Annotated in this window: 4 protein-coding genes, 1 tRNA gene, 2 rRNA genes and 2 pseudogenes; 2 read left to right on the plus strand and 7 right to left on the minus strand. The window is 52.0% G+C overall.

The window, feature by feature from the left end; translation table 11 throughout:
* Positions 1-109 precede the first annotated feature (109 nt).
* The 3 genes from JRJ22_RS26420 to JRJ22_RS26430 form a co-directional block, all read right to left on the minus strand.
* Positions 110-3,035 (minus strand): 23S ribosomal RNA (locus tag JRJ22_RS26420).
* Between the two features lie 196 nt (positions 3,036-3,231).
* Positions 3,232-3,307 (minus strand) — tRNA-Ala (locus tag JRJ22_RS26425).
* Between the two features lie 100 nt (positions 3,308-3,407).
* Positions 3,408-4,955: ribosomal RNA gene (locus tag JRJ22_RS26430) — 16S ribosomal RNA — on the minus strand.
* The 16S and 23S rRNA genes sit together here with 1 tRNA gene alongside, the layout of an rRNA operon.
* Positions 4,956-5,413: 458 nt before the next feature.
* Here JRJ22_RS26430 and JRJ22_RS26435 point away from each other — a divergent pair.
* Positions 5,414-6,677, plus strand: a pseudogene (locus JRJ22_RS26435) (MFS transporter).
* Positions 6,678-6,877: 200 nt separating this feature from the next.
* Positions 6,878-8,152: pseudogene (locus tag JRJ22_RS26440) on the plus strand (molybdopterin-dependent oxidoreductase).
* 82 nt (positions 8,153-8,234) lie between these two features.
* On the opposite strand, the gene JRJ22_RS26445 reads toward JRJ22_RS26440, so the two are convergent.
* From JRJ22_RS26445 to JRJ22_RS26460, 4 genes are read right to left on the minus strand one after another with little or no spacing between them, the layout of a single operon-like run.
* Positions 8,235-9,167: a hypothetical protein gene (locus JRJ22_RS26445; RefSeq protein WP_232380960.1), complete on the minus strand. Its 933-nt coding sequence runs from the start codon at positions 9,165-9,167 to the stop codon at positions 8,235-8,237.
* A gap of 13 nt (positions 9,168-9,180) precedes the next feature.
* On the minus strand, positions 9,181-10,428 hold the full coding sequence (locus JRJ22_RS26450; protein ID WP_206102182.1) for an ABC transporter permease: 1,248 nt from the start codon (positions 10,426-10,428) through the stop codon (positions 9,181-9,183).
* Positions 10,425-11,126: an ABC transporter ATP-binding protein gene (locus tag JRJ22_RS26455; protein ID WP_232380961.1), complete on the minus strand. Its 702-nt coding sequence runs from the start codon at positions 11,124-11,126 to the stop codon at positions 10,425-10,427. Before JRJ22_RS26455 ends, JRJ22_RS26450 begins: the two co-directional genes overlap by 4 nt.
* Before the next feature lie 29 nt (positions 11,127-11,155).
* Positions 11,156-12,877: an alkaline phosphatase gene (locus JRJ22_RS26460; RefSeq protein WP_206102184.1), complete on the minus strand. Its 1,722-nt coding sequence runs from the start codon at positions 12,875-12,877 to the stop codon at positions 11,156-11,158.
* Positions 12,878-13,099: the final 222 nt, after the last annotated feature.

Here is a 13,099-nt window from a genome sequence, read left to right on the forward strand (position 1 = left end):
GATCACTCCTGCAAAATATCAATCCTCATAAAGGACATGCAGCTTAAAATCGTTCAGGAACCTTAATTCCTGAAAACTGAATCCGAAACAAATCTGCGTTCTTCGAAATTTGGATAAGCCCTCGACCGATTAGTATTGGTCAGCTCCATGCATTACTGCACTTCCACCTCCAACCTATCTACCTCGTCGTCTTCAAGGGGTCTTACGTATTGGGAAATCTCATCTTGAGGGGGGCTTCACGCTTAGATGCTTTCAGCGCTTATCCCGTCCGTACGTAGCTACCCAGCCATGCTTCTGGCGAAACAACTGGTGCACCAGCGGTACGTCCATCCCGGTCCTCTCGTACTAAGGACAGCTCCTCTCAAATTTCCTGCGCCCACGACAGATAGGGACCGAACTGTCTCACGACGTTCTGAACCCAGCTCGCGTACCGCTTTAATGGGCGAACAGCCCAACCCTTGGGACCTACTTCAGCCCCAGGATGCGATGAGCCGACATCGAGGTGCCAAACCTCCCCGTCGATGTGGACTCTTGGGGGAGATAAGCCTGTTATCCCCAGGGTAGCTTTTATCCGTTGAGCGATGGCCCTTCCATGCGGTACCACCGGATCACTAAGTCCGACTTTCGTCCCTGCTCGACTTGTAGGTCTCGCAGTCAAGCTCCCTTATGCCTTTGCACTCTTCGAATGATTTCCAACCATTCTGAGGGAACCTTTGAACGCCTCCGTTACTCTTTAGGAGGCGACCGCCCCAGTCAAACTGCCCGCCTGACACGGTCCCCGTACCCGCTTAGGGTACCAGGTTAGAACCTAGATACGATCAGGGTGGTATCCCAACGGCGCCTCCGCAGAAGCTTGCGCTCCTGCCTCTACGGCTCCCACCTATCCTGTACAGATCGTACCCAAATTCAATATCAAGCTGCAGTAAAGCTCCATGGGGTCTTTCCGTCTTGTCGCGGGTAACCTGCATCTTCACAGGTATTAAAATTTCACCGGATCTCTCGTTGAGACAGCGCCCAAGTCGTTACGCCATTCGTGCGGGTCAGAATTTACCTGACAAGGAATTTCGCTACCTTAGGACCGTTATAGTTACGGCCGCCGTTTACTGGGGCTTCGGTTCATAGCTTCGGGTTGCCCCTAACCACTCCCCTTAACCTTCCAGCACCGGGCAGGCGTCAGCCCGTATACTTCGCCTTGCGGCTTCGCACAGACCTGTGTTTTTGCTAAACAGTCGCTTGGGCCTTTTCACTGCGGCCCCCTCGGGCTATTCACCCTACCGAGGCACCCCTTCTCCCGAAGTTACGGGGTCATTTTGCCGAGTTCCTTAACGAGAGTTCTTCCGCGCGCCTTAGAATTCTCTTCTCGCCTACCTGTGTCGGTTTGCGGTACGGGCACCTTCTCCTGACTAGAGGCTTTTCTTGGCAGTGTGAGATCATGACCTTCGCTACTATAATTTTCGCTCCCCATCACAGCCCAGCCTTACGATGTGCGGATTTGCCTACACACCAGCCTCACTGCTTAGACGGACATCCATCAGTCCGCGTCACTACCCTCCTGCGTCACCCCATCGCTCATAGCGGATTACGGTGGTACAGTAATTTCAAACTGTTGTCCTTCGACTACGCCTTTCGGCCTCGCCTTAGGTCCCGACTTACCCTGAGCGGACGAGCCTTCCTCAGGAAACCTTGGGCTTTCGGCGGATCAGATTCTCACTGATCTTTTCGTTACTCATACCGGCATTCTCACTTGTATGCTGTCCAGCGCTCCTTACGGTACACCTTCAACCCACATACAACGCTCCCCTACCCCAGATGCAAAGCATCTAGCCATAGCTTCGGTGGTGTGTTTAGCCCCGTTACATTTTCGGCGCAGAGTCACTCGACCAGTGAGCTATTACGCACTCTTTCAATGGTGGCTGCTTCTAAGCCAACATCCTGGTTGTCTGTGCAACTCCACATCCTTTCCCACTTAACACACACTTGGGGACCTTAGCTGATGGTCTGGGCTGTTTCCCTTTTGACAATGGATCTTAGCACTCACTGTCTGACTCCCGGCAAGAAGTAAATGGCATTCGGAGTTTGACTGAGCTTGGTAACCCTTGCGGGCCCCGCACCCAATCAGTGCTCTACCTCCACCACTCCATTCACCGAGGCTAGCCCTAAAGCTATTTCGGGGAGAACCAGCTATCTCCGAGTTCGATTGGAATTTCTCCGCTACCCCCACCTCATCCCCGTATTTTTCAACATACGTGGGTTCGGGCCTCCAGTGCGTGTTACCGCACCTTCACCCTGGACAGGGGTAGATCACACGGTTTCGGGTCTACGTCCACATACTTAGTCGCCCTATTCAGACTCGCTTTCGCTGCGGCTCCGGCTTCTCACCTTAACCTTGCATGTTAAACGTAACTCGCCGGTTCATTCTACAAAAGGCACGCCATCACCCCTAAAACGGGCTCTGACTTTTTGTAAGCACACGGTTTCAGGTTCTATTTCACTCCCCTTCCGGGGTGCTTTTCACCTTTCCCTCACGGTACTGTTTCACTATCGGTCGCCAGGTAGTATTTAGCCTTAGCAGATGGTCCTGCTGGATTCATACGGGGTTTCACGTGCCCCGCACTACTCGGGATCCGTCTCGGAGAGAACACAGTTTAGGTTACAGGGCTTTTACCTCTATCGCGGGCCTTTCCAGACCTCTTCACCTACCATATTCCTTTGTAACTCCATGTGAGACGTCCCACAACCCCAAGGGGCAAGCCCCTTGGTTTAGGCTGTTCCGCGTTCGCTCGCCGCTACTGACGGAATCACTATTGTTTTCTCTTCCTCAGGGTACTTAGATGTTTCAGTTCCCCTGGTCTGCCTCTGCACACCCTATGTATTCAGGTGTGAGTAACTGCGAATTACCACAGCTGGGTTTCCCCATTCGGACACCCCCGGATCAAAGCTTGCTTACAGCTCCCCGAGGCAGTTTCGTTGTTCGCCACGTCCTTCGTCGGCTCCTGGCGCCTAGGCATCCTCCGTGTGCTCTTATTAGCTTAACCTCGATTTTCTCCGGAGGAGAAATATCGGACCATTGAATAAATTCAAGATCTTCATTTCCTTCACAGAAAAATTCGTATCAACTAATAACTATTTCAACTTGTTTACACAAGTTTCAGCTAAAAGATGTTCTAAAACGCAAATTCGTTTCGGTATCCAGTTTTCAAGGATCAAGGTACTACATTTGATGAAGTTTGTTGGTGGAGCCAAGCGGGATCGAACCGCTGACCTCCTGCTTGCAAGGCAGGCGCTCTCCCAGCTGAGCTATGGCCCCGCAAATTCCATCAAAACCGAACAAATGGATACGCGTTAAGTATCTTGGAAGCTGAGCTTCCGATTTGAATGTTTCCATTGCAGGAAACGATTCTCCATAGAAAGGAGGTGATCCAGCCGCACCTTCCGATACGGCTACCTTGTTACGACTTCACCCCAATCATCTACCCCACCTTCGGCGGCTGGCCCCCTTGCGGGTTACCCCACCGACTTCGGGTGTTGTAAACTCTCGTGGTGTGACGGGCGGTGTGTACAAGACCCGGGAACGTATTCACCGCGGCATGCTGATCCGCGATTACTAGCAATTCCGACTTCATGCAGGCGAGTTGCAGCCTGCAATCCGAACTGAGACCGGCTTTGCTGGGATTGGCTCCGCCTCGCGGCTTCGCTTCCCGTTGTACCGGCCATTGTAGTACGTGTGTAGCCCAGGTCATAAGGGGCATGATGATTTGACGTCATCCCCACCTTCCTCCGGTTTGTCACCGGCAGTCACTCTAGAGTGCCCAGCCTTACCTGCTGGCAACTAAAGTCAAGGGTTGCGCTCGTTGCGGGACTTAACCCAACATCTCACGACACGAGCTGACGACAACCATGCACCACCTGTCTCCTCTGTCCCGAAGGCCGCCTCTATCTCTAGAGGATTCAGAGGGATGTCAAGACCTGGTAAGGTTCTTCGCGTTGCTTCGAATTAAACCACATACTCCACTGCTTGTGCGGGTCCCCGTCAATTCCTTTGAGTTTCAGTCTTGCGACCGTACTCCCCAGGCGGAGTGCTTACTGTGTTAACTTCGGCACCAAGGGTATCGAAACCCCTAACACCTAGCACTCATCGTTTACGGCGTGGACTACCAGGGTATCTAATCCTGTTTGCTCCCCACGCTTTCGCGCCTCAGCGTCAGTTACAGCCCAGAAAGTCGCCTTCGCCACTGGTGTTCCTCCACATATCTACGCATTTCACCGCTACACGTGGAATTCCACTTTCCTCTTCTGTACTCAAGCCATCCAGTTTCCAGTGCGACCCCAGGTTGAGCCCAAGGTTTAAACACCAGACTTAAATAGCCGCCTGCGCGCGCTTTACGCCCAATAATTCCGGACAACGCTTGCCCCCTACGTATTACCGCGGCTGCTGGCACGTAGTTAGCCGGGGCTTTCTTCTCAGGTACCGTCACTCCGGTAGCAGTTACTCTACCGGACGTTCTTCCCTGGCAACAGAGCTTTACGATCCGAAAACCTTCATCACTCACGCGGCGTTGCTCCGTCAGGCTTTCGCCCATTGCGGAAGATTCCCTACTGCTGCCTCCCGTAGGAGTCTGGGCCGTGTCTCAGTCCCAGTGTGGCCGTTCACCCTCTCAGGTCGGCTACGCATCGTCGCCTTGGTGAGCCGTTACCTCACCAACTAGCTAATGCGCCGCAGGCCCATCCCTTAGTAGCAGATTGCTCCGCCTTTCATCCTCTCCTCAGGAGAGGAAAGGAATTATCCGGTATTAGCTACCGTTTCCGGTAGTTATCCCAGTCTGAGGGGTAGGTTGCCTACGTGTTACTCACCCGTCCGCCGCTAAGCTTACCCCGAAGGATAAGCTCCGCTCGACTTGCATGTATTAGGCACGCCGCCAGCGTTCGTCCTGAGCCAGGATCAAACTCTCCAATTAGGTTTTTTCGAGTGGTTACTTCACCCGGATTACTCCGAGAAAATAACCATCCGAAAAGTTATTGAAAAGAGCGATTGCTCATTTTGAAACTGACGATTCATTAAATGAATCTTGTAAAAATTAACGCGTTCCATTTGTTCAGTTTTCAAAGAACTTGCTCCCAGCGTTTCAACATTTCGTCTCTCGCACAGGAATTAGAGCATATCATGTTTCTTCATTACTTGTCAACTTATTTTTTTCTCAGCCGATCACTCGGCGTTGATGTCTCATAAGCACAAGAGATAATATATCATGCTGGTCAGATGTTTGCAAGCTTTTTTTACAAAATAATAATCCGGTGTATATTTGGACTATCCGGGGCACAAATTGAGTTCCATAACGCTTTGGTTGTGGCTAAAATAGGATCTATTGAATCCCTCCGATTCATTCCTATTATATCTGCTTGGAAAGGAGTTCAGATGAACAGTAATAGTAACTATCCCACGGATACTCCTTCACCTGTTTTGGAAATCCAGGAGCAGCGTAATCTGCAGCAGGCTACAATATACAGGATTCTGCTGGCTGTCAGCTTTGTTCATTTATTCAATGATTCCATTCAGGCGCTTATTCCGGCGATGTTTCCTACGCTGAAGGATAATCTGCTGCTGTCCTTCAGCCAGGTGGGCTGGATTGCTTTTGCCTTAAACATCACCTCTTCGGTGATCCAGCCGGTGATCGGTTATGCGGCCGACCGCAAACCCCGCCCGATCCTCCTGCCGCTTGGCATGTGCTGTACGTTCGCCGGGGTGTTCCTTTTAGCTTTTGCAGACAATTATGCACTGGTTATCTTCTCTGTCATGCTCGTAGGGTTCGGGTCAGCAGCCTTCCACCCGGAAGGAATGCGTGTCGCTCACATGGCGGCAGGCCAGCGAAAAGGACTCTCCCAGTCGATTTTCCAGGTAGGCGGTAACGCCGGACAATCCTTAGGACCTTTGCTCATGAAGTGGGTGTTCATTCCATTCGGACAGATTGGTGCGCTCGGGTTCACGGTTTTCGCCGCTGCCGGAAATCGCCGTTCAGACCTATGTTGCCAGGTGGTACCGTGAGATGCTAAATGCCGGGTACACGTTCCGTAAGAAGTCCTCAGGAGGCACAATTGATCCCGCCCGCCGTAAAAGCGTCCTGATGGCCACAGTTATTCTCGTCTTTATCGTTTTTGTCCGTTCCTGGTATGGCGCCTCCATCGGCGGATATTATGCTTTCTACTTAATGGATAATTACGGAATGAAGCTGGATGATGCCCAAGTCTACATCTTTATATATCTGGCAGCCGGTGCCGTAGGTACTTTTTTTGGCGGCCCGCTTGCTGACCGTTTTGGGCGGCGTAATCTTATTCTGATCTCCATGGTAGGTACGGTGCCGTTTGCGCTTGCGCTTCCTTTTGTGGACCATTTCTGGGCTGCAGTTCTTCTCGTAATCTCCGGCTTCGTACTGCTGTCCAGCTTTTCGGTAACAGTAATCTATGCGCAGATGCTGTACCCTGGCAATATCGGCACAGTTTCGGGGCTTATTACCGGTCTGGCTTTTGGACTCGGCGGTATCGGCTCCGTAGTAATCGGCGAGCTCATTGACCGGATTGGCATCACAACAGTGTTCGTAGCCTGCGGCTTCCTTCCGCTGCTCGGTCTGCTTGCGCTCTTGCTGCCTGGTGATAAGAAGCTGGAGCAATGGGCGGCTGAATAGCTGCCAGTCTTCTTTCATAACAAGTTACGCCGTAAGGTCCATCCTTTTCTGGTACAGAGAATGATGGGCTTTTTGGCACATTCTCCAGCGACGACATGCCTGCTGAACAGCAAAATTATTCAACTGCTGTTTTTTGCGGTACAATTAATTCAAACTTGAAATAACCGGTACAGCTCCGGAGGCTCGAGGAGGGATATCGCTTGAAAAAGATGTTGGGGAATATCCGCAAAGGGTACGGAAAAAAGCTGGTCTCTATTCATATGTGGAATGCATGGCTGGTACTGTTTCTGGCTCTGAGCGGGCTGCTGCTGGTGGGCGGCTTCTGGCGTGAACTGCTGGGCGAAGGCAGAGTGTGGCTAAAATGGGCTCATATCGCTTTTGGACTGGTTCTGCTTATTCCGGTCATCTATTATTTGCTGCTCGCCGCCAAGCATTGGAAGAGGCTGCAGGGAAAAACCGCCCAAAAGACAAATGTAATCTTCGTGCTTATTCTCCTTGTCGGCTGAATTGTATCGGGTATTGTGCTCTGGCAATTCAGACTTGCCGGACCGAGGGCAGCCAATATGGCGCTTTTGGTCCATGATCTCCTCACCTGGATCGGGCTTCCTGTCATTATCTTTCACTCCATTACCCGGGTTAAATGGCTGAAGGAGCCTAAGAAGCGTTCTGTCGTCCCTGAACTGGATACTGGCAAAAATGGGGGGGCTTCAGGCGGGCAACAACGTCCTGCGGATACCGGTAGACCCCAGCCTGTGTATTCCCGGCGCGGTTTCATTAAGCTTGCAGTGGGAGCCGGTCTCGCGATAACGGTCGGCCCCACCTTTGTGAGGTGGATAGGCAAGTCGTTTCAGCTTCCCGGGTCTGCAGAGTATGCGGCCAATAACGCCAATGCCCTGCTCCCGGATCCCGTGCCGCTAGCTGATTCCTCCCCGCCGATAGGCGGCGGTGCCGAGGGGCACTTCCGGGTGTATACCGTAACGGACATTCCCGCCTTCGATAACTCCAACTGGTCGTTTACGATCAACGGTCTGGTGGATAAGGCCTTCACCTGGAACTGGGAAGAGTTCGTCAGGCTGCAGCGCGAGGTGCAGGTTAGTGATTTTCACTGCGTTACCGGCTGGTCCGTCTATAAAAACACATGGGAGGGGCTCCCTCTCTACAGTCTGCTCGATATGGCCGGCGTACAAAACAAAGCCACAACGGTCAAATTTCACTCCGGTGACGGTGTTTATACCGACTCTCTTACCCTTGCTCAAGCCCGGATGGAAGACGTGATGGTCGCAGTTATGCATGACGGACAGCCCATCCCTAATCAGCTGGGCGGACCGGTACGCCTGATTACTCCGCAAATGTATGCTTACAAATCAGTCAAATGGCTGAACCGGATCGAATTAATCGAAGAAGACCATGTCGGATACTGGGAACAGCGGGGTTACGATAAAGACGCCTGGGTGCCCGGTGCGAAACGGGTATAAGAGCTGCGAGTGTCATCTTATAGTTTGAATGGCAAAAGCCTTCTTTCCCGTCAAGGATAAGAAGGCTTTTGCCGTTTAGGTACTATAAGCTTTTAAAGGACGCATCGTACAAGCGGAACATGGTTTTGTAGCCGGACTCGTCAATCTTGATCCCGACATCCAGGCGTCCCGAAATTTCCAGAGGACCCGAGGTATAGCGGAGCTTGCTGCCTTCAGGCACAAACACAATCATAATCTTGTTCCAGTAGGTCTCATCGCCGTTATCGAACGGACATTCTGCGCCCGGCTCCGGAATGAGCAGAAACCAGTTCTTCTCAAAGGAAAGGACTTCGCCCATAAAGCCTTTTATCGTAACCTTGCTGCCGGTAAGATCCCAGAAACGCTCTGAAGGGCGGGTCTGGTCAGTGCCGTCGAAAAAACCGTTCCAATCAATCTCCGTGTTCCCTGTGGAGGATGCCGCCTTTGGATTTGATACCCGGGCGGGCTGAGACGGGCTGGCGGCCTGGACGGAGCCGGCTTTCGCTGATTCCGCTTCGGCGCTGTTCTTCTCCGCGTCCTTAACCTCTTCCGGACTAGCACCTTGTACAGGAGAAGGAGAGGCAGCGCCCGGAATGGAGCCTGCAGTCTTCTTGGTAGGCTTCTGTGTAACAGCCGCTGCAGATGCAAAAGGTCTAGATGAAGGCTTGGACGAAGCCGGTACCTTGTCTTCAGCGGCTGTGGCTGTGGCTTCGGATAGTACTGCAGCTGGCGCCTCAGCTACGGCAGGGCCGGGAGTGACAGCCGCGCTTTCTACTGCCGGAGAATTCTCCACCGCGGGAGAGGCTTCTGCAGAAGCTTGCGGAGCAGCAGTCGCTGCAGCAGCGGCCAATGTGTCAGAGCTGCCCGAAGCTTCTGCCACGGCAGCAAAGGATTCCCCGCTGCCTTCATCTGCCTTGTCCTGACCGCATGCCTGAAGCAGCAGCATACAGATAACGGCTGCCGACATCAGGATCAGTCTTCCCTGTAATCGTATCAAGTGTATGTCCCTCCTATGATTTGAACAAAGAGAGCGGATGCATCCGGTACATCCGGAAGGCCGGTCCCAGCGAGGACAGCAAACCTATGGAGAGTGCGCCTGCAACAATGAGCCAATGCTCCGGTGTCCAATGATAAGGTTCTATCTGGATACCTGCCTGTGCGAATAACGCATCCTTCAGCAGATAAGCTCCGAGATGGCCGAGCAATAGACCGAATATGAGTCCAGCAGCCGTCACCAGCAGACCTTCGCTGGTTAATGTAAGCCATACATAAACCCTGGATTTTCCGAGAAGACGTAAGAGTCCTACATCCTTGGTGCGCTCCCCGACAGCTGCAATCAGAGACAACAGAATCGCAATGCCGGCCAGCAGCACACAGATAGCCGTCAGCACGCTTAGCAGCCTGGAACCCTGATCTACCGCATTCAGCACATCTGAGACCGCCTTGCTTGTATAAGCCGCCTGAACCCCATTGTTTCCATCGAGTGCCTGCTTCAGATCGTGGGCTCCTAACAGACTGGCCGGTTTGACCAGCACCGCCGTAATCTCCCGATCCTCAGGTGCAAGTTCATGCACGGCCCAGGCGTAGTCCACAGTTGTAAATACGGCACGGTCATCCGGGGTGTGGAGTTCAGGAAGAATGCCTGCTACAGTGTAGTGGAAGCTCTCATGGGCATGTTCTTCATCATGTTCTTCATCGTGCTCTCCAGACCCATGATTCTCTCCATGCTCTGCCTCTGCTGATTCGTGGGCCTGTTCCTGCACAAGCCCGTGCGCCCCCGAAAAGGTATCCCCTACCTTCAGTCCCAGAGACTCGGCGACATACGCGCCAACAATGGTTTCACCGGTACGGGTATACATAACACCTTCCTGCAGCTTGCTGTCCCCATAGCGGGTAAAGAAATAACCGGAATCCATCCCGACGATCGGGAACCCCTTGAAATTGTCACCTGTTGTCATGGCAAAGGCCTGATCGACGGATTTATCCTGCTTCGCCTGATCCAGAACAGCAAGCGGAATATTTCCGGTTGGCGCACCGATATGGTAAAAGGTATTTAGCACAAGCTGAGTCTCACTGCCTGCAGCCCCAATGACCAGGTCGAATGGACCGTAGCCTTTTTTGGCACCCTGCTCCACGCTCTCCCGGGACAAAGTCAGCAGAACAATAAAAGCAACCGTAATGGCAACTGCACATACGGTAAGCAAGGATAAGAACCGCCGGTGCAGCACGTTCCGGAGAGTCAGTCTGAACAGACTCATATCGTTACCTCTTCTCTTTTCACGCGGAGAACCCTCTGCTTAGGCAATGCTTCACGGCACACTTGATTGATATCCTGAATGTTCAAGCAGTGCGGAAAGCGGTCCGCCATGTTAAGGTCGTGAGTTACAACGATTAAGGTATGTCCATGGGCTTCGCTTAAATCCAGCAAAAGCGAGGAAATCTCGTCCGCTGTCTCCCAATCCAGACTGCCTGTAGGCTCATCCGCCAGCAGAAGCGGCGGCTGATTAACCAGTGCCCGTACAATCGCGACCCGCTGCTGCTGGCCGCGTGACAGCTGGGAAGGCAGATGCTGGCCTCTATCGGAGAGTCCCACCTGCTCCAGCCAATGGTCAACCACCTGCTTTCTCTCCTTGCGCGAAAGCCGGGAGGTCATCGCAATCTCTACATTCTGCCTGGCTGTCAGTGAAGGAATGAGATGAAAGTCCTGCAGCACATAGCCGATAGAGGAAGCACGGAAGGCATCGCGCTTCGCCTCTGCCAAACTGTGAAGCGGCTGGCCGTTCACCACTATTTCACCGCTGTCTGCCCGCAGAATTCCGCTAACCAGATGCAGAAGCGTGCTTTTACCGGACCCGCTGGGTCCGGTAATGGCTACACGCTCTCCTTTATCAACTGTCCACTCTGGTATATCCAGAATCCGTACAACTCTTCCGTCAACCTTAAATTGTTTCTTCAAATCTCGAATTTGGAGCAACCAGGCCACTCCTATCTCAGTATGATCCGTTCGGACAAAGCATCCCAGGTTAAGGTTGTGCCCTTCAGCTGACTGAATGCGTTAAGCGGGAGATACAGTACGCCATTATCAACATCCACTGTATAAGCAGCAGTTTTGCCGTTCAATTTAGCTGTTTTATCCGTAAGGTTAACCTCAATGGTATTCTTCGCAAGGCTCAGCTTTGCAGTAGCTGTATCCCCTTTATAAGTTCCCCCAAGTGCTTTGGCCAGTGCCCCGGCCGGATAGAGGACCTCGTTGTCGCGGCTGATTTTAAACTTCGGATATAAATATTTGGACTGCAGCTCTGCTGAGCTCTTCTCCAAATTCAGACCCAGGATGCCTGCGCCCGCTTTTGCAATTTGCGTGTTGTCCACCTGACCCTTTACCTTGTCTGCGATTGGACCATATGCCCAGATTCCGACATCCACTGCAGAGTGTCCGTGACCGGACCAGCCTACCAGAAGTCGCTTGGAAATCACCGCATTATACGCGCCTTCACGTTTATAAGAGGAACCGTCGCCATTCATGATCTGGGTAACTTCCTCATCGGAAAGATCTGTAATCCATGTATTCGCCGTTACGATACTGCGGATCTCTTCCGGTGTCTGCGCCGCTTCAAGACTTGCTGCCAGGCTTTCGGAGGAGTGCTTTTGCTTGTTCCACAGATCGATGTTGATTTCGTAGATATTGTCGCGGGAGAGGGACAGGCCGCCGGTTTCATGGTCTGCTGTAACTACCACGGAAGTGTTGCCGTTTTTCTTCGCAAATTCAATCGCCGTCTTAAATGCGGCATCAAAGTCTAGTGTCTCTTGAACAAGTGTAGGAAGATCATTAGCATGACCGGCATGGTCGATACGTCCGCCTTCAATCATCATGACAAAGCCGTCTTTATCCGTAGACAAAATATTCAGCGCTTTGGAGGTCATTGCCGCCAGACTCGGAATTTCGGCCGTACGATCCGGAACATAGGCAACATGCGAGCTGCCGAACAGGCCCAGAACCTTGGAGTTTTTGGAGGTGAGCGCATTTAGAGCCGAAGTATTCTCAACCACAGTGTATCCTTTGGCTTTAAAGTCAGGGAGAAGGTTCTTGTCTGTACGTTTACCCTTCTCATCCTTGGTTACAAAAAACTGCTTGCCGCCGCCCATTAGGACATCTACGCCGCTCTCCAGATACTGTGAGGCAATCGCTGATTCGTTATCGCGGCTGCGGACATGGGAAGCGTAAACGGCTGGTGTGGCATGGGTAATACGAGCTGTGGTCACAAGCCCGGTTGCCTTGCCGCTGCTCTCGGCAGCTTCAATAATGGAGGCAAACGGTTTAGCTACATCCTCGTTGGACACACTGATCCCCGCATTATATGTTTTATGACCTGTAGCAAATGCAGTACCGGCTGAAGCGGAGTCCGTGACGATACCCGAAACGACTTTCCCGCCGTCTTCTCCACGGTCTGCATATGTAGTTGCTTGTCCTACATAATATGGATCGATGTTCAGATGATTGACACCCTTGGTGTATTGCTGAAAATATCTTGCCGCAGAAACTTGTGCCGGACCCATACCGTCGCCAATCAGAACGATGAGGTTTTGAGACTGGGCTTTGGGCGTTACCCCTGCTTTAGTTGTACTTTGTGCTGCTCCCGCAAGAGTTGCCCCCGAAACTACAGCTGCAGCCAATCCTCCAAAAACGATGCCCTTCATAAGCTTCTTCATTGTATACCCCTTCCTGGTTATAATGATTCTTAACCAAGCTTACCTTGGAAAGGTTAACGAATTGTCAAAATAAGTAATGGGTTGTATTAAATTATCAGTTGTTCATATATCGCTTTTAAATAAACAGATGACTTCTGATATGTACAAAAAAGCCCTGTGTCCCTTCGCCGCAAAGCGAATGGATCACAGGACTCTTTTCGTGCATTTGTATGCTCAATAATC

Origin of the sequence: Paenibacillus tianjinensis, assembly GCF_017086365.1 — a bacterium.
In the GTDB taxonomy this organism is placed as follows: domain Bacteria; phylum Bacillota; class Bacilli; order Paenibacillales; family Paenibacillaceae; genus Paenibacillus_AQ; species Paenibacillus_AQ tianjinensis.

Bases quoted from the DNA above. Each gene is read 5' to 3' on its own strand.
- JRJ22_RS26450 (WP_206102182.1), bottom strand. From the start codon at position 10,428: ATGAGTCTGTTCAGACTGACTCTCCGGAACGTGCTGCACCGGCGGTTC.
- JRJ22_RS26460 (WP_206102184.1), bottom strand. From the start codon at position 12,877: ATGAAGAAGCTTATGAAGGGCATCGTTTTTGGAGGATTGGCTGCAGCT.